This window comes from Bacillus sp. FSL R5-0416 (genome assembly GCF_037975425.1).
In the GTDB taxonomy this organism is placed as follows: domain Bacteria; phylum Bacillota; class Bacilli; order Bacillales; family Bacillaceae; genus Bacillus; species Bacillus subtilis.
In genome coordinates, this window is record NZ_CP150252.1 from 2991486 (window position 1) to 3009648 (window position 18163).

19 protein-coding genes are annotated in these 18163 nt (G+C 44.2%); 2 read left to right on the forward strand and 17 right to left on the reverse strand.

The annotated features are described in order from the left end of the window. Positions 1-50: 50 nt before the first annotated feature. The 12 genes from NYE20_RS16015 to sppA form a co-directional block, all read right to left on the reverse strand. The gene (locus NYE20_RS16015) at positions 51-185 is read right to left on the reverse strand and encodes a hypothetical protein (RefSeq protein WP_004399018.1); all 135 of its coding nucleotides are present in this window, start codon (positions 183-185) and stop codon (positions 51-53) included. 61 nt (positions 186-246) lie between these two features. Then, a complete protein-coding gene (gene argH / locus NYE20_RS16020) occupies positions 247-1632 on the reverse strand; it encodes an argininosuccinate lyase (RefSeq protein ID WP_161621731.1) in 1386 nt (461 codons plus the stop codon). Next, positions 1629-2840 carry an argininosuccinate synthase gene (locus NYE20_RS16025; RefSeq protein ID WP_003229357.1) on the reverse strand — a complete coding sequence of 404 codons (1212 nt, stop codon included), beginning with the start codon at positions 2838-2840 and terminating at the stop codon, positions 1629-1631. Before NYE20_RS16025 ends, argH begins: the two co-directional genes overlap by 4 nt. A 169-nt stretch (positions 2841-3009) precedes the next feature. Next, positions 3010-3522 (reverse strand): molybdenum cofactor biosynthesis protein B, encoded by a 513-nt coding sequence (locus NYE20_RS16030; RefSeq protein WP_021480306.1) that lies wholly within the window; start codon positions 3520-3522, stop codon positions 3010-3012. 84 nt (positions 3523-3606) lie between these two features. Next, complete coding sequence (locus tag NYE20_RS16035) at positions 3607-4794, reverse strand: acetate kinase (protein ID WP_003223511.1); 1188 nt, start codon at positions 4792-4794, stop codon at positions 3607-3609. Between the two features lie 172 nt (positions 4795-4966). Beyond that, positions 4967-5170 (reverse strand): hypothetical protein, encoded by a 204-nt coding sequence (locus tag NYE20_RS16040; RefSeq protein WP_123372909.1) that lies wholly within the window; start codon positions 5168-5170, stop codon positions 4967-4969. Continuing rightward, positions 5142-6131: an N-6 DNA methylase gene (locus tag NYE20_RS16045; protein ID WP_003229346.1), complete on the reverse strand. Its 990-nt coding sequence runs from the start codon at positions 6129-6131 to the stop codon at positions 5142-5144. Before NYE20_RS16045 ends, NYE20_RS16040 begins: the two co-directional genes overlap by 29 nt. A gap of 60 nt (positions 6132-6191) precedes the next feature. Continuing rightward, positions 6192-6695 carry a thiol peroxidase gene (gene tpx / locus NYE20_RS16050; protein WP_003223506.1) on the reverse strand — a complete coding sequence of 168 codons (504 nt, stop codon included), beginning with the start codon at positions 6693-6695 and terminating at the stop codon, positions 6192-6194. Between the two features lie 108 nt (positions 6696-6803). Beyond that, positions 6804-7259 carry a GerW family sporulation protein gene (gene ytfJ, locus NYE20_RS16055; protein WP_003223504.1) on the reverse strand — a complete coding sequence of 152 codons (456 nt, stop codon included), beginning with the start codon at positions 7257-7259 and terminating at the stop codon, positions 6804-6806. Positions 7260-7272: 13 nt separating this feature from the next. Continuing rightward, entirely contained in the window at positions 7273-7953 is a 681-nt protein-coding gene (locus NYE20_RS16060; protein ID WP_015483561.1) for a DUF2953 domain-containing protein, read from the reverse strand. 74 nt (positions 7954-8027) lie between these two features. Then, positions 8028-8522 carry an RDD family protein gene (locus NYE20_RS16065; RefSeq protein WP_014480553.1) on the reverse strand — a complete coding sequence of 165 codons (495 nt, stop codon included), beginning with the start codon at positions 8520-8522 and terminating at the stop codon, positions 8028-8030. A gap of 12 nt (positions 8523-8534) precedes the next feature. Beyond that, the gene (sppA, locus tag NYE20_RS16070) at positions 8535-9542 is read right to left on the reverse strand and encodes a signal peptide peptidase SppA (protein WP_021480310.1); all 1008 of its coding nucleotides are present in this window, start codon (positions 9540-9542) and stop codon (positions 8535-8537) included. Positions 9543-9727: 185 nt separating this feature from the next. Between sppA and NYE20_RS16075 the strand changes: the two genes are divergently transcribed. Next, a complete protein-coding gene (locus NYE20_RS16075; RefSeq protein WP_032726405.1) occupies positions 9728-10531 on the forward strand; it encodes an NAD kinase in 804 nt (267 codons plus the stop codon). 31 nt (positions 10532-10562) lie between these two features. Here the strand turns inward: NYE20_RS16075 and NYE20_RS16080 are convergent, their stop codons facing one another. The 5 genes from NYE20_RS16080 to NYE20_RS16100 all read right to left on the reverse strand — a co-directional run bounded on the left by NYE20_RS16080 (position 10563) and on the right by NYE20_RS16100 (position 16597). Then, a complete protein-coding gene (locus NYE20_RS16080) occupies positions 10563-12152 on the reverse strand; it encodes an amidohydrolase (protein ID WP_064670903.1) in 1590 nt (529 codons plus the stop codon). Between the two features lie 19 nt (positions 12153-12171). Then, positions 12172-13761, reverse strand: coding sequence for an acyl--CoA ligase (locus NYE20_RS16085; protein WP_038827971.1), 1590 nt, complete (start codon positions 13759-13761; stop codon positions 12172-12174). Between the two features lie 178 nt (positions 13762-13939). Further along, on the reverse strand, positions 13940-14149 hold the full coding sequence (sspA, locus tag NYE20_RS16090; RefSeq protein ID WP_003223491.1) for an alpha type acid-soluble spore protein SspA: 210 nt from the start codon (positions 14147-14149) through the stop codon (positions 13940-13942). A gap of 93 nt (positions 14150-14242) precedes the next feature. After that, positions 14243-15448 (reverse strand): tRNA uracil 4-sulfurtransferase ThiI, encoded by a 1206-nt coding sequence (thiI, locus tag NYE20_RS16095; protein ID WP_003229326.1) that lies wholly within the window; start codon positions 15446-15448, stop codon positions 14243-14245. Between the two features lie 3 nt (positions 15449-15451). After that, complete coding sequence (locus tag NYE20_RS16100) at positions 15452-16597, reverse strand: cysteine desulfurase family protein (protein WP_021480314.1); 1146 nt, start codon at positions 16595-16597, stop codon at positions 15452-15454. Positions 16598-16791: 194 nt separating this feature from the next. On the opposite strand from NYE20_RS16100, the gene brnQ reads away from it, so the two are divergent. Then, positions 16792-18129: a branched-chain amino acid transport system II carrier protein gene (brnQ, locus tag NYE20_RS16105; protein WP_003229322.1), complete on the forward strand. Its 1338-nt coding sequence runs from the start codon at positions 16792-16794 to the stop codon at positions 18127-18129. The last annotated feature ends 34 nt before the right edge of the window (positions 18130-18163 follow it).

Sequence of the window (18163 nt, forward strand, 5' to 3'; positions counted from 1 at the left end):
TATCACTTTTTACACTTTGGCATACAAAAAAAGCTGCCTGTACAGACAGCTTATTCTGCAGGAGATGAAGACTCCTGATCAGGCATATCGACATAACCGCTTTGATACGCTTCTGAAATGAGCCTTGTTGTCTCCTGGCTTTCTTGTTCATCATAAATATAGCGTTCCGGTTCTTTTTTCATCATTCTGCCTCCCATCATTATAGAGGTAGGTTGGCTATAATGACGGGATTTTATGAAGGAAATTTTAACAAACTCCAGCTGCCACGCAAGCTTTCGCTTTTTCAAGCGCCTGCTTTACCTGTTTGAATCCGGTGCCCCCGGCGCTCATTCTTTTTTCAACTGCGTAGTAAGGGTCTAACACAGTGTAAATATCTTCTTCGAATAGTGTACTCGCCTGCTGAAACTCGCCAAACGGCATATGGCTTAAATAGATCCCTCTTTCGATGCATGTGTACACAAGTTTCCCGACCACTTCATGCGCTTCTCTGAACGGCATTCCCTTTTTAGCTAAATAATCAGCCAGTTCCGTCGCATTTGAAAAGTCTTGTTTTGTCGCTTGCTTCATGACGTCTTTGTTTACAGTCATTGTTTGGATCATGCCTGTGAAGATTTGCAGACTGCCCTCCACCGTTTTCACCGTGTCAAACATGCCCTCTTTGTCTTCCTGCAGATCTTTGTTGTAAGCGAGCGGAAGTCCTTTCATGATCGTAAACAGCCCCATCATATCGCCGTATACGCGTCCTGTTTTGCCGCGGATCAGCTCCGCCATATCAGGATTTTTCTTTTGCGGCATCATGCTGCTTCCTGTTGCGTACGTATCGTCAAGCTCGATGAATTTAAACTCCTGCGAGCACCATAAAATGATTTCTTCAGAGAAACGGGATAGGTGCATCATCAGCATACTGCTGTTGCTTAAAAACTCCAAAATGAAGTCTCTGTCGCTGACGCCGTCCAAGCTGTTTTCATAAATGGCATCAAAGCCGAGCAGTTCTGCTGAATAATCACGGTCAATTGGGAAGGTTGTTCCCGCGAGCGCCCCGCAGCCGAGCGGAGATTTGTTAATCCGCTTCATCGAATCCTGAAAACGCTCCTTGTCGCGCTCAAGCATCCAGAAATACGCAAGCAGATGGTGAGCGAATGAAATCGGCTGGGCGCGCTGCAGATGTGTGTAGCCCGGCAGAATCGTTTCAACGTTCGCTTCCGCCTTTTCAATCAGCGCACTTTGGAATGCCTCAATCAGCTCGATGATGTGGCCGACATGATTCTTCAAGTATAAATGCATGTCAGTCGCCACCTGGTCATTCCGACTTCTGCCGGTATGCAGCTTGCCGCCAAGAGGACCGATTTCGTCAATGAGCATTTTCTCAATGTTCAAATGAATATCCTCATAATCGACTGAGAATTCCAATGTTCCCTCCTCTGCTTTTTGCAAAAGGGTATTCAGGCCCTCTCGGATTTTCAGCTCTTCTTCTGCTGTCAGAATACCGCATTTTTTCAGCATGGCAGCATGTGCGAGAGACCCTGTAATGTCTTCAGCAACTAAATGTTGGTCAAATGATATGGACGCGCCGAACTCGTCGACCCATTTTTCCGGTGTTTTTTGAAATCGGCCTCCCCAAAGCTTCTTCATGCTTTAATCTGCTCCTTCTTTTTCACGATGCTGTTCACTTTTGTCGGAAGTCCCCAAAGCTCGATAAATCCGATTGCTGCATGGTGATCAAATGCATCGTCTTTTGTATATGTTGCAAGTTTTTCATCATATAGAGAGTATTCCGATTTACGTCCTTCTACAATTGCATGGCCTTTAAACAGCTTCACGCGGACAATGCCTGTGACATGCTTTTGCGTTTCTTTTAAGAAAGCGTGCAGCGCGTCTTTTAACGGCGAGAACCATAAGCCGTTATAAATGATTTCTGACATTTTTTGCTCGATGATCGGTTTAAAGTGGGCTACCTCTTTCACCAGTGTCAAATCTTCTAATTCTTTATGCGCTTTGATCAGTGTCATCGCACCAGGGCATTCGTATACTTCCCGGGATTTAATGCCGACGAGGCGGTTTTCCACGTGGTCGATACGTCCGACACCGTGCGCCCCCGCCATTTCATTCAGCTTCAAGATCAGCTCAGAAAGCGAGTAGGAAACACCGTCAATGGAGACAGGCACGCCCTGTTCAAATGCAATTTCAATCACTTCCGGCGTGTCCGGCGTTTTTTCCAGCGGAGCTGTTAAATCGTATGCACCTTCTGGCGGCGCCGCCCATGGATCTTCTAAAATGCCGCACTCATTGGCGCGTCCCCAGAGGTTTTGGTCGATAGAATACGGGCTGTCAAGATTGATCGGAATCGGAATGCCGCGGCTAGCCGCATATTCAATTTCTTCTTCACGTGACCACTGCCATTCGCGAACCGGCGCGATGACTTCAAGGTCAGGGTTTAATGATTTAATGGAGACTTCGAAACGAACCTGGTCATTTCCTTTCCCTGTGCATCCGTGGGCAATCGCCTGTGCATCTTCTTTTTCCGCTATTTCAACCAGTTTTTTCGCGATCAGCGGTCGAGATAATGCCGAAACAAGCGGGTATTTTCCTTCATACATCGTGTGGGCCTGCAAAGAAATAAGCGCGTAGTCCTGTGCAAATTCTTCTTTTGCATCGATCACGTAGGAGTTTGTCGCGCCGACTTCAAGCGCTTTCTGCTGAACAAATGCCAAATCTTTGCCCTCACCGACATCCAGACAGCAGGCGATTACATTATATCCTTGCTCCTGAAGCCATTTTATTGCGACGGAAGTATCAAGACCCCCTGAGTATGCTAATACGACTTTTTTCTGTTCTGACATGATAAAATTCCCCTCTCAACCGTGTTTCTATTTTGTATAAAAATAAATTATATTTAATAAAAATACATTTTGTATGTATACACTTTAACAAGTACGTTTCGTTTTTTCAAGCCTTTTATAAAAAAAACTTCACCTAAATTTCAGGTGAAGTTTCATAGTATTTATTCATTTACTTGTCTTTTCTGATTTCTCTGACCACATGCGCAAGTTCGGGAATAATCAGCTTATTCATTGCCAGCTTTACCGCGCCGCTTGAGCCTGGCGTTGAGAAAACAGCGGTATGCTGAATGACGCCGGCAGTTGCTCTCGACATGATTGCGGCAGGGCCGATATCCTCTGTATAACTCAGCATCCTGAATATTTCTCCAAAGCCGGGCAGTTCTTTCGAAAACAGCGGCGTAATGGCTTCAATTGTGACATCACGATCTGCTATGCCTGTCCCTCCGTTTAAGAGTACCGCGTCTGTCTGTTCATCCATGCAGCCCGCAAGCACTGACCGCTGCAAAGCATCCTTTTCGTCTTTTACAATTTCATATGCGGCAATATGATGACCGGCTTCTTCTAAAAACGAGATCATCAGCTTGCCGCTTTTATCGGTTTCCTCTGTCCTCGTGTCACTGACAGTAATCACTTTGCAACGAACGATATCGGGAGCTTCTTGTTTATGCTCTTGAACACTCATTGGCCCACCTCTTTTATGTTTTCTGTCTGTCACTATCATGCATCAACAAAAAAGCACATTCAAGAGAATGTGCTTTCATGCGATTTATTTTGCTAAACGAACAACGTCGCGCGCAATCATGACTTCTTCATCAGTCGGAATGATCATGACTTTTACTGGAGAATGCGGATAGCTGATGAAAGCTTCCTCGCCGCGCACGTTATTAAGCGCAGGATCCCAGTATACGCCCATGAATTCTAAACCGCGAAGAACGCGTTCTCTGACTTCCACACTGTTTTCACCGATACCGGCAGTAAAGATGATCGCATCGACACCGCTCATTCTTGCAGCGTAAGAACCGATGTATTTGTGGATTCTGCTTGCGAATACTTCAAGAGCCGTTTCCGCGCGCTCATTTCCTTCTTTCGTTGCTTCAACGATGTCACGAAGATCGCTTGAGAAACCGGAAATGCCGAGCAGTCCGCTTTTTTTGTTTAATGTATTCAGTACTTCGTCAGCCGTTTGGCCTGTTTTCTCCATGATGTATGGGATCAGGGCAGGGTCGATGTTTCCAGAGCGTGTGCCCATTGCTACACCGGCAAGCGGCGTAAAGCCCATGGATGTGTCAATAGATTTTCCGCCTTCAACAGCCGCAATACTTGCTCCGTTTCCAAGGTGGCAGGAAATCAGGCGCAAGTCTTTTAACGGACGGCCGAGAAGCTCTGCCGCACGCTCAGTTACATATTTATGTGAAGTGCCGTGGAAGCCGTATTTACGGATGCCGAATTTTTCATAGTATTCATACGGCAAGCTGTACAGGTAAGACTGCTCAGGCATTGTTTGGTGGAATGCCGTATCAAATACAGCTACCGCAGGAACATTTGGAAGCACTTCTTTGAACGCTTTAATTCCAACGATATTTGCCGGATTGTGAAGCGGTGCCAATTCAGAAATATCTTCGATTTCCTTAATGGTTTCATCCGTTAATAAAACAGAATCGCTGAATTTTTCTCCGCCGTGAACGACACGATGGCCAATTCCGTCAATTTCATTCAAGTCTTTAATAATGCCGAATTCCGTTAACTTATTCAGCAGCATTTTAACAGCTACCGCATGATCTGGAATATCAGTTACTTCTGTATTTTTTTCGCCGTTCACAGAAATTGTGAATACGCTGTCGGCGATACCGATTCGTTCAACTAAACCCTTCGTTAAAACGGTTTCTGAAGGCATTTCGAAAAGCTGAAATTTCAAAGACGAGCTTCCTGCGTTAATTGCAATAATTTTGGACATGATTGACGCTCCTTTATACTCTGTATCAACAACTTCGTTTTTCGTACTTTTTTCCCGGTGAATATCAACATCTTCTCCGAAAAATATCTGACTTTTCCATTTAAACATTGTCATGTCGGCTTTTCAAGTCAACTTGCGTATTGATAACGCTTACAATAAGAAGTCGTTATTTTCAGACACATTCCCTATAGGTTTTGTATTGATGAACGCTTACAATTTGCGGTTTTTCCCTCTGTATTTTGTGTTTCAAAGCTGGATTCAATTCGTCAAGTCCGGTCTTCAAAAGCATAAATAAAAGCAGCTTAGGCATCGACCTCATACGGCTGCCTAAGCTGCTTTTAAAACACTTACTTTTCTTTTTTAAACCATTCATCAAATTGAGCCATCATATCAAGCATCGCCTTTTGATTGGAGAAAGACGGAAGATTCGCAAGCAGAATTTGCCCCGGCGCTTTCGTATTCTCTCCTTGTTTCTGAAGCACAAGGATGCTTTTGGCATGAGCTTCGTCTTTAAAAATAGATTTTGGCAGCTGCAACAGTGCGTTGATATGAACCTTATCTTTGAAAAACTGTTTCAGCTTGCCGCTTTGGGAGCTCTCAAACAAATGATTCGGAATCATAAAAAATAAGTAGCCGCCCGGTTTGGTATGCTTGACGCTCTGTTCAATAAACAGATGATGAGCGAAGGAATGGCCTTCGTCAGCTTTGAGCTCAAACGCTTCTGCTCCTTCGTCATTCGGATAATAGCCGACTGGCAGATCACAAATGACCGTGTCAACTGGATCGATAAACAACGGCTCAAGGCTGTCTTGGTGGAAAAGCTCAAGCTCTTTTTTCAGAAGGTTCGCTTGGGCATAGGCGATCTTCAAGAGCACATCATCAATTTCAATGCCAAAGCTGTTTGCCGTTTTTTCAGACAGCTGGTTCAGCACGGTAAACAGAAGGTTCCCAGTTCCCAAGGCTGGATCAAGAATGGTCAGTTCCTTTTTGTCCGCCATAAACTTATTCACCAAATAGCTGATGAAAAGCCCGATCGTATCCGGCGTCATTTGTCTGTTTGGATGGGAGATATCTTTCATTCCTTTAAGGACGGCAAGCTGAAAAGCCTTGCGTACCCACTCATGCTCATACGTGCCGAATTCCGCTTTTTCAAGCAGAGCCTGAAGTTGTTTGGTTTTCTGATCAGCAGGCAGTTTCAGCTGATCCGTTTTTTCAAGAAAATACATTTCTCCTGCTTCGGCCAGCGCCTCTATATATGAAATCTGCAATTCATTCTTTATCATAATCGCGGCTTCGTTTAACAGCTCATACACCGCACCTACATGGTCTTTTTGCATATTGTGTTCCTCCTTGCCATGAAAAAAGCTCCGGCGGCAGCCTGGAGCTTTTTTCCCTGCTTACTTCACTAATGCCTTAGCAGCCTCAATTGGCTTTTCATAGTTCGGGTGGTTTGTTGCTTCGCTTACATATTCAGCGTAAACGACTTTTCCGTTTTCATCAAGGACAAATACGGAACGCGCAAGCAGACGAAGTTCTTTAATATACACACCGAACGCTTCACCAAATGACATATCTCTGTGGTCAGACAGTGTTTCCACTTTGTCAATTCCGTTAGCGCCGCACCAGCGCGCTTGCGCAAATGGAAGGTCTGCACTGATTGTGTAGACGTTGACATCTCCAAGCTTTGCAGCTTCTTCGTTAAAACGGCGTGTTTGTGCATCACAAACACCTGTATCAATTGAAGGGATAACAGAAATAATCGTTACCTTTCCTTTCATGTCAGCTAACGATTTTTCTTCAAGGCTGTTAGTCAGCACTGTGAAATCAGGAGCTTGATCTCCTACCTTCACTTCTTGTCCGACAAGTGTAACCGGACCGCCTTTGAATGTAATTTCAGCCATTATAATTCCTCCCTTTTGTATGTATGTCTCTATCATAGTAAAGTTTCCTGCAAACTGCAAAGTTTATGCCAAAAAAAAGTTAACTGCGGCCAGCGCAGTTAACCTTTTTTAATAATTCATATTGTTCATTTGGTTTTGATTTTGGCCCTGGCCTTGGTTTTTGTTATTTTTCTTGAACATTTGCTGGATGCGCTCGAGTGTTTGAGGGGCTGCGTCTAAAATTTTCTCTATTAAATGGGTATTTTCATCTAAATGAAGCATTCTGATGCCTGTCGATCCGACAATTAAAAACGCGATCGGCGTAATGGACACACCGCCCCCGCTTCCGCCTCCGAAAGGAAGTTTCTGTTCTCTTGTCTCATCGTCTTCCGATTTCTTTTCGGCCGGCTTTCCGCCAAACTCGCTTCCGCCTGCGGCGAATCCGAATCCAACTTTAGAAACAGTTAAAATCACACTTCCATCAGGCGTTTCTACTGGATCTCCGATGATGGTGTTAACATCAATCATTTCCTTCAAGTTTTCCATTGCGGTTTTCATTAAACCTTGGATGGGATGGTCTGCCATATACGCTTCCTCCTTAAACTGATGAATCATTCTTTGAAGTCATTCTAGCCGACGGATTCTTCTTTAATACGGATAGCTCCCGTCCGTATTTGACGAATTTGAAAGCTGCAAGCATAGCATGTCCAAAGCGAAAAAAGAATATACACTGAAAATGGGTCTTGGAAACAGGGACTTGAAACGACGGGATCACCTCATAGACAGGTTTATTCACAAAGTCCAGGTGGTCGTAGAGCATTGCTGCGATACCGCCCTTCACACCCCATACAGCACCTGTTAACACACCTGTCACTGCCGCGTCCTGAATTCCGATTACTGTAACCCATTCTAGTTTTGTGATATGTAAATGCGCGAGAAAAGACGCGCTGATTTTTCGCAGTCTGGTAACCTGATGCAAAAGCATTTCAATTTTATTAATGCTTTGCTGCACATCATTTTGTGTAATTTTTTTCTTTCCGCTGCTTTTTTTCATTTTAGATTCAGTTTTTTGTTTGATATCCACTGTTCCGTCTTCTTTGTTCACCTTAATCGCCGGAATTGTTTTTTTGATCCTTATAAGGCCAAACAGCGCCGTAATCTTCAAGGTCAATTTGTCATTATCAGCGGCATGAAGATACTCCAGCGCGACATGGATTTTCATTCTGAGAAGCAGTACGATCCCTATGAGAATAAGAATGGCTGTCAGTACATACACCATATTCTTCACTTCCTCTAGGAGCATTATCGCCAATTCCTAAAAAAATAAACCCGGACGGAGGTCCGGGTTATCGGTTATTTGCGGTATAATTTTTCATGCACCACGGTGGTATCCGCGATGTAATCATGAATCCCTTGTTTTGTAGGTGAAAAAGCAACAACGATATATAAAATCCAAATCTTATCAATATACCGTCCCACCACTTCACGAAAAATCACTGTACTCCATGTCAGCTTGCTATCTCGCTTCACAGAAACCACTTTGAGGCCGAACACCATTTTACCAAGCGTCTGCCTGAAGTATTTAGTCATGAGTGCGAAGTAGGCAAGATACACAATAAGCGTTGTCACACTGTAAGCCGAGAAGGTAAACATACCGGATGTTTTCGGCAGATCCAATACGGTAAAGAGGGGAGAAACGAGCAAATGGTTTAATCCCCATATCACGAGCCAATCAAGCAGGAAAGCCCAGAAACGAACCCAAAAGCCAGCATAGGCATGTGTCAGCTGCTCCGCTTCTTGCGGGCCTTTGATGTCATTGCGCTCTAACTCTTCATATGTCGCGTCCATTATTGTTCCCTCCTACTTCGCATAGAGATACATCATTCTCGGCGAACCGGATTGCGATAGAATTTCTCTCATATTCAAAAAATCAATTTCACTTTTAAACATTTTGTTCGCGCCCATGGAAAACAGTGAGCCTAATCCGAAGCTTTCCTCATAAGAAATGACAGAGGCGTTTTTCAAATCCTTGTGATCCTTTTTCATGGCCGTAATGGTATCGTCATAAAAACCAAGCTCATCAACGAGGTTCAGTTTTTTCGCCTGCCGTCCGTCATACACGCGGCCGTCCGCAATTTTCTTTACCTCTGCTTTCGGCATGCTGCGCCCTTTTGAAATGACATCAACAAAGCCTTCATACGAATTATCAACCATCGATTGCATGATGTTTTTTTCTTCTTTCGTCATCTCACGGGAAGGAGACATAATGTCCTTATGGGCCCCGCTCTTAATCGTTTCAAAAGAAATGCCAAGCTTATCGGCAAGCTTTGAATAATTGACGCTTTCCATAATGACGCCGAGTGACCCGGTCAGGGTTTCCGGTGTCGCAAAAATCTTATCAGCCGCTGTTGAGATGTAATAGCCTCCTGATGCTGCCATCGAACCCATTGACACGTAAATCGGTTTTTTCGTTTCTTTCTTGATTTCTTCCAGTTTCTTATGTATTTCAGCACTTTCATACACTCCGCCACCCGGAGAATTCACCTTCAGAACGATACCTTTGACCGTCTTGTCATCTTTTGCGCGCTCAAGGTTTTTTAAGAACGTTCTGTGGTTATATCCGTCTGCACCAAGCAGACTGCTTGAGTCTCCATTATCCTGAATGGTGCCGCTGACCTCTAATACGGCAATTTTACTTGAGAGACTGCCGTTTTCCAGCGTCTTTTCCTGCGATTCATCCGTCAGTGATGTGAGATCCGTTTGAGCGCCTTTGACGCTTTCAAAGAAACTCATAGAGATGCTGACGATAATAGACACGCCGAAAATCCCCAGAGCAATCACTAATGCAATCCATCTTTTTGCATTCATTTTTTCTCCTCCTTTTTCCCAAACTCTCTCATTATACGATTCAATATGAAAAATGTTTCACTTCATGAGAAAGCTCCGGCTTAACGGGCTGCCGGCAAACGTGGTACACTTATGGCCAAAGGTATTTTATCACAAATACTGGATAGCAGAAAAACTTAAATATGACAGCAAAGGGGAAATGGGATATGACCGATCAACGCCGTAATGTTTATTTTTTTCACAAACAGGATCAGGAAACGAACGAACAAGCCCACTCGTTAACACAATTGGCGGAAGAGCATGGATTTACCGTTGTGAACCAGCACTCAGACGCCAATATTATCGCTAGCATTGGCGGGGACGGCACATTTTTGCAGGCAGTTAGAAAGACGAATTTTCGTGACGACTGCTTGTACGTCGGCATTACCAAAAAGGGGAAAGCTCATTTATATTGCGACTTTCATAGTGATGAGCGAGAAAAAATGGTCGATGCAATGACGTTCGAACAAATTGAAGTGAGAAAATACCCGCTGATTGAAGTGACAGTGGACCACGCCAGTCCTTTTCACTGCTTAAACGAGGTATCCATCCGCTCAAGCATCATTAAAACCTTTGTGATGGACGTGCTGATTGACGATCTGCACTTTGAAACATTTAGAGGTGACGGGATGATTATCTCAACGCCTACAGGCAGCACCGCCTATAACAAATCTGTTGCAGGAGCGGTTGTTGATCCATTGCTTCCATGCATGCAGGTATCAGAGCTTGCATCCCTTAACAATAATACCTACCGGACACTCGGCTCGCCATTTGTCCTCAGCTCTGACCGAAAGCTGACCCTTCGTGTGGTGCAGGACGGCAACGAACACCCAATCATCGGTTTGGACAATGAAGCACTCAGCACGAGAAATGTGAAAACGATCGAAATCAAACTGTCTAATAAGAAAATCAAAACAGTCAAACTAAAGGACAATTCATTTTGGGAAAAAGTGAAGCGTACTTTTTTATAGAAAATAAAAGGACAGGCTGCTGCCTGTCCTTTTATGATTTCTCATATACAATCTGGCCGTTAATCACGGTTTTTTTAATATCTAAAAGATGAAGCTGTGCGGGGTCAATGGCAAACGGATCACCACTGAGAACTGTAAAATCCGCGTCATAGCCTTCCGCAATTTTCCCGCGTGACTTCTCTTTATAAATGATACCGGCGCTACCTTCTGTATAAAGCTTTATCGCTTCATATACAGGTAAACATTCACTTTCATTATAGCTTGGCCCGTTTTGCTCATGACTGCTTTTCCTGAGGACCGCGGACTGGATCCCTAGAAGCGGGTCAACAGGCTCAATCGGGGCGTCTGAACCGCCCGCGCATAAAATGCCTTTAGATATGAGGGTTTTCCAGGCAAATGCAGTCTTCATCCGGTCTTTTCCGAGACGGTCAATGACCCACGGAAAGTCGCTTGCAACGAAATGCGGCTGAAGATCAAGTGCGATCGGCATGCGTGCTGCTCTCTCGATTAATTCGTTATCAAGCACTTGGGCATGAATAAGCCGATCATGCCGGCCGTTTTTGGGCGGATGCTTTTCAATTGCGTTCAGCACTTTTTCAAAAGCAAGATCGCCGATTGCATGAACAGCAACCTCCATCCCTTTTTCTCTCGCTTTGCGAATGAGCCGGCCAAGGGTTTCGTCATCGTGAACCTGAACACCATTTGTTGATGGATCATCCTGATATGGTTCTTTCAACAAAGCCGTTCTCCCGCCAAGCGCCCCGTCCGCAAAGATTTTCATCGCACCAAACTCCACATAAGGGCCGGACGGCTTATCCAGCTGCTCCCATCGATCGACCGCTTCATGATGAACGAGCAAATGGCAGCGGAACGGATACTTTCCGCCAGCGGCAGCTTTCTCATAAGCTTTCAACGGCACCGAAACATCACCATAATAGGACAAGTCTTCCGAATGACCGCCCGTCAGGCCTTTTGTCCAGCAATCCTTTATTCCAGCCGTTAATGCCTCATCAACATAGTGCTGGGAGACTGGCGGGACAGCCTTCAGAATCAAATCCTGCGCCTTATCAAACAGGAGTCCGGTCGGCTCGCCATTTGCATCTTTTACGATGACTCCGCCGTCAGGATCAGGAGTATTTCTTGAAATTCCCGCTGCTTGAAGAGCCGCAGAATTGACAGCTATTGCATGCCGGCATATACGCTTGAGCAAGACGGGCCTGTCAGGAAACAGGCGATCAAGATCATGCTTAGTCAAGTAGTCAGGTGTCTCAAACTGATTTTCATTCCAGCCTTCTCCAATGAGCCAATCGTTTTTAGGAAGCTGCCGCTCTCTTTCCTTCGCAGCCTGTAAAATTGAATCTTTCGACGTCAGTGCGGACAGATCGAGCTGAAGCTGTTTCTCACCGTGGCCGATCAAATGTAGATGGCTGTCAACAAAACCGGGGAACATCACTGCTCCGTTCAGGCTGATTTCTTCTGTTTCCGGCGACCCGTACTTTTCCTTCAAACGTTCATAGCTGCCGGTGCCTTTTATGACACCATCCTCAACATAAACTGCCTCAGTCCGATCGCCTTCTTTGAGCATCGTATAAATGAAACCGCCGTGCCATATCGCCTTCATTCACGTTCACTCTCTTTCTTTATGCCTTTTTATTGGCTTTGAGCTGTTCTTCACGTTTTCTTAATTCCACTCGTCTGATTTTTGCAGAAGCCGTTTTAGGCAGGCTTTCCACAAATTCAATTTCTCTAGGATATTTGTATGGAGCGGTAATCGTCTTCACATGGTTTTGCAGCATTTTGACAAGCTCATCACTGCGTTTTTCATGATTTTGCAGGACAACATATGCCTTTACAATGGAGCCTCTGATTTCATCAGGGCTCGCGACAACAGCACATTCTTTTACTTCTGGGTGCTTAACAAGCGCGTCTTCCACCTCGAAAGGCCCGATCGTATAGCCGGAGCTGATAATAATATCGTCATTTCGGCTTTCAAACCAGAAGTAACCTTCCTCATCTTTTCTTGCTCTGTCTCCCGTTAGGAAATAATCGCCGCGAATTTGTGTTTTCATTCTTTCCGGATCTTTAAAATACTCTTTAAAGAGCGCAGGCGTACTGAGGTGAACAGCGATATCGCCAACCTCACCAGGTTTGCAGATTTCACCGTCTTCATTTATGATCTCCACCTGATTTCCCGGTGTCGGTTTTCCCATGCTTCCCGGTTTAATAGGCGTATCTTTCAAAACACCAACCAAAAGCGTGCTTTCTGTTTGGCCATATCCGTCCCGTACCTTAATGCCAAAGTGCTTTTGGAAAACATCAATGACTTCACGATTGAGCGGCTCACCTGCGGAAACAGCGCTGTGCAGGGCAGAAAGATCAAAACGGTCCAAGCCTTCAACCTTCGCCATTAAGCGGTATTCTGTCGGCGTGCAGCAGAAAACATTGATTTTGTAGCGATTTAAAAGCTCTAGATATTTTTCTGCTTTGAATCTGCCGTGGTACACAAAACCGGTTGCTCCGCTGCCAAGCACCGCTAAAAACGGACTCCATACCCACTTTTGCCAGCCAGGGGCAGCAGTTGCCCAGACGATATCCTTTTCAGAAATATCAAGCCAAGCGCCGGCAGAAGTTTTTAAATGAGCAAATGCCCATCCATGTGTATGTACAACACCTTTCGGCTGACCTGTTGTCCCGGATGTATAAGATAAGAAAGCCATATCATCTCTTGTTGTGTCAGCTGTTTTAAATTGGCTTCCGTCCGCTTCAATTGATAAGAGGTTTTTCCAGCCGGCATCATTTTCACCAATAGACAGTGTAATCAGTTTGTCAGTCGTACTGACATCCCGGAAAGCGCCAATAAATTCTGAGTAGACGATAGCGCCTTTTACCTCTGCATGTTCAATCCGGTATTCAAGATCTTTCGCGCGAAGCATTTCTGAGCACGGAATGACAACCATTCCTGATTTCAGGATAGCCAAATAAACAGCATAGGCTTCAAGCACCCGCGGAACCATTACAATCAGCTTGTCTCCCTTTTTAAATCCAAGATCAGCTAAGGCCGCTCCGATTTTATTTGTTTCTTCCATCAGCTTTTCATACGACCAAGATTCTTGCTTGCCCGACTCGTCCTCCCACAGAAGAGCGGTTTTTTGTCCAGCAGCACTGAACTTTTCCATTTCATTCACTAAATTATATTGCACAGGGGCAATTAAATCTTCACGTTTTAACACGAACAACTCCTCACTTTCTCCACCCATTATACATAAATACAGGCTCTTTCCGTAAGGATATGCCTAAAAGCAACCTCTGTAAACATAGATTTTATAGGCCGCTGGTCCTTTTTTATATGTAAAAAATGAAAAAGAGTGGGGATACCCCCACTCCTAAGCCATTATGTGAAATTGTAAATTAGAATTGTCCTCCGCCCATGTTTTGTTGAGCAAAAGATACAAGACGTTTTGTGATCTCTCCTCCAACAGAACCGTTAGCGCGAGAAGTTGTGTCTGCTCCAAGGTTTACACCGAATTCAGAAGCGATTTCTAATTTCATTTGGTCGATCGCTTGAGCAGCTCCTGGTACTAAAAGGTTGTTGCTGTTACCTGAGTTATTGTTAGCCATGTGTCTCACCTCCTTGTGAGTATAGAATGTGTCAAAACACATGGCTTCATTCAGAAAAACTTTGGTAATTGTATACAGGAGCTGAAAATTGATTTAAAAGAGTTCAGCGAATTTATCGTTAGCTTCTTGTTCGCTATACAGGGTCATTGTCTCAATGTTATCTACCGCTTCTTGAATATACGGCTCGAAATCAACAAAGCTTTCAAAGTGTTCAATTTTCTCTTTTTTAGGGCGTGTTTTCGGGCTTGGCGGTGTAAAGATCGTGCAACAGTCTTCAAACGGCTGAATGCTTGTCTCATATGTGCCAATTTCCCGTGATTTTTCGATGATTTCTGTTTTGTCCATGGCGATTAGCGGACGCAAAATCGGTGTTGACGTCACCGCATTAATTGCATACATGCTTTCAAGCGTTTGGCTCGCTACCTGACCGAGGCTTTCTCCCGTAATAATGGCAAGCCCGTTTCTCTTTTCTCTGATTCTGTCGGCTATCTGAAGCATGAGGCGGCGGGTTGCCGTCATTGTGTAATTTTCAGGAATTTGTTTTTGGATGAGCTCTTGCGTTTTTGTAAATGGAACAATATGAAGTGTCATGCTTCCCCCAAAACGGGACAGACATTTCGCCAGATCCATTACCTTTTGCTTTGCGCGCTCGCTTGTGTATGGCGGGCTGAAGAAATGAACAGCTTCTACCGACAATCCCCGTTTCATCGCATAAAAACCGGCCACAGGGCTGTCAAAACCGCCAGAAAGCATCAGCATCGCTTTTCCTGCTGAACCAACTGGCAGCCCGCCTGCACCTTTTTCATCACGAATTGTCAAAAATGTTGCTTCTTCCCTGATTTCGATTCTGAGCGGGATGTCTGGGTTGCGAACATCGACCGTCAATCCTTCTGTATTTCGCAAAATATGGCCGCCGATTTCAGCGTTCATCTGGTTTGTATCTAATTCAAATTGCTTATACGCTCTCTTTGTCGCGACTTTAAACGTATCACCTGGTTTATACTGATCTTTGATAGCCTTTAGTGCGGTTGCCTTAATATCATCAAGGCGGCTGTCACATTTAATTGCCAGGCTGAAGCTTTGAATCCCAAACACTTGCTTTAAATGAGGAAAAAGAGCCTCAGGATCCTCTCCATTTAATGTAATCGTCATACGATCCCTGTTGGAAAAGTATTTTAAATTCGGATAGTCTTTCAAAACGAGTCTGATGTTTTGTTTTAAGCGCTCAATAAAGCTTTTTCTGTTTTTGCCTTTGGTCGAAATTTCCCCAAAACGAATTAATATATGATCGTAATTCATGTTCTACCTCATCATTTTCCTTAATTTTTTGATGCCAGGACGAAGCGCGTTCATAAACGGTTCTGCCACATCGCTTGTCTGGCTGTAATTTAAACTGATTCTGATGCTGCTTCCGGCAATCTGCTCTCCTTTGCCCATCTCTAAGAGAACCTTGCTGGGCTTATGTTCTTTTGCCGAGCAAGCCGATGTTGTGGAGACGAAAATATCCTGTTCCTCAAGCATGTGTAAAAGCACTTCCGCTTTAATCCCCGGTACAGAGAAATTAATAATGTGCGGCGCGCTATTCATTTGAGGCGTGTTGATAACGACGCCCTCAATTTCACTCAGCCTTTTCATAAACAATTCCTTTGCGGCAGTCATCGTGTCAAGCCGTGTGTCAAAATCAGCAGAGGCAAGATTAATGGCCTTGGCAAGCGAAACCGCTCCAGCAGTATGTTCTGTTCCGGCCCGTATGCCTTTTTGCTGAGAGCCTCCCGTTATGAGCGGAATAAGGCGTGTTCCTTCTTTTACAATAAGTGCGCCTGTCCCCTTCAGCCCGTGAAATTTATGCCCGGAAATTGAACATAGATCAATGCCGGCCTTTTCAATTGCCAAGGGCACTTTATAGATGCCCTGCACATAATCGACGTGGAACAAAATGTTCGGGTGCTTCTTCAGCACTTCCCCTGCCGCTTCAATCGGCTGCACGGAACCGACTTCATTGTTCACATGCATCATGCTGACAAGCACGGTATCGGGACGGATGGCTGCTTTTAGATCTTCAATAGAAACAAATCCGTCTTCATTCACAGAAAGATAAGTGATATCAAACCCGAACAACTCTTTCAGCTGTTCTAACGATTCCGTAACGGATGGATGTTCAATAGAAGTGGCAATGATATGTTTGCCTGTTTTTATCTTTGACAAAGCCGCTCCTTTTAAAGCCGCGTTATTGGCTTCTGTGGCGCCTGACGTAAATACAATATCATATTTTTTTAGGCCTAAGGACCTTTTGATTTGATTTTTGGCTGCTTGAAGCAGCTGTTCCGTTTCGGCTCCATATCGGTGCAAAGATGAAGGATTGCCAAAGTATCGGCTGCTTGTCTGTTCATATACGTTCAAGACTTCATCGTAAGGCTTAGTCGTTGAACTATTATCTAAATATATCATCTTTTTTACTCCTTTATGAAAGCGGTACAAGGTATGATATTTATGTTACCATAACAAAATTTAATAGAAAATTACGAAAAACTAGTATTGACTTCTAATTTTTTTACCATATAATAAGATTTGTTCGTTTCGTCATATTATCTGACAATTAATTGACAGAATATTTTAACATAATTATTAGGAGGATTTTTTTCATGAAACACTCACTGCCTGTCAAAGATACCATTATTATTGGTTTCATGCTATTTGCGTTATTCTTTGGAGCAGGAAATATGATTTATCCGCCGGAACTTGGACAAGCAGCCGGACACAACGTCTGGAAGGCCATCGGCGGATTTTTACTGACAGGGGTAGGCCTGCCGCTTCTCGGCATTATCGCCATCGCATTAACCGGTAAGGACGCTAAAGGCCTTGCTGACAAAGCGCACCCTGTTTTCGGCACAATCTTTACTGTCGTGCTTTATTTATCAATCGGACCATTATTCGCCATCCCGAGAACAGGAACTGTTTCATATGAAATTGGCGCTGTTCCGTTTTTGACTGGCGTACCAGAAAGACTTTCTTTATTAATATTTACACTTATCTTTTTCGGTGTTACGTACTATTTAGCGTTAAACCCATCCAAGGTTGTCGATCGAGTCGGAAAAATTCTGACTCCCATCAAATTCACAATTATTTTAATCATTGTTCTCAAAGCCATCTTCACGCCGATGGGCGGATTGGGCGCCGTGACAGAAGCATATAAAGGAACACCGGTTTTTAAAGGATTTTTAGAAGGCTATAAAACAATGGACGCACTTGCTTCAATTGTATTTGGCGTTGTCGTTGTAAATGCTGTAAAAAGCAAAGGCGTTACACAGTCTAAAGCTCTTGCTGCAGCCTGCATTAAAGCAGGTGTGATTGCCGCTTTAGGCCTGACTTTCATTTATGTATCCCTTGCTTATTTAGGTGCAACAAGCACAAATGCCATTGGTCCTGTTGGTGAAGGAGCTAAAATTTTATCTGCGTCTTCCCATTATTTATTCGGTTCATTAGGCAACATCGTACTCGGAGCAGCGATTACAGTCGCATGTTTAACAACAAGCATCGGCCTTGTCACATCTTGCGGCCAATATTTTTCAAAACTTATTCCGGCATTATCATATAAAATTGTCGTTACGATTGTCACGTTATTCAGCTTGATCATTGCGAATTTCGGACTCGCGCAAATTATCGCGTTTTCTGTTCCTATTTTATCAGCTATCTATCCGCTTGCCATTGTCATTATCGTTCTTTCCTTCATCGATAAGATCTTTAAAGAAAGACGCGAAGTGTACATCGCATGCTTGATCGGTACAGGACTTTTCAGTATTTTAGACGGTATCAAAGCAGCCGGTTTTTCACTTGGATCTTTAGATGTGTTTCTAAATGCGAATCTTCCTCTTTACAGCCTCGGCATCGGCTGGGTGCTTCCAGGAATCGTCGGAGCGGTTATCGGCTATGTGCTGACCTTATTCATCGGACCATCCAAACAGCTTAATGAAATAAGTTAATGTCACAGAACGCCTGCGTTATTGCGCAGGCGTT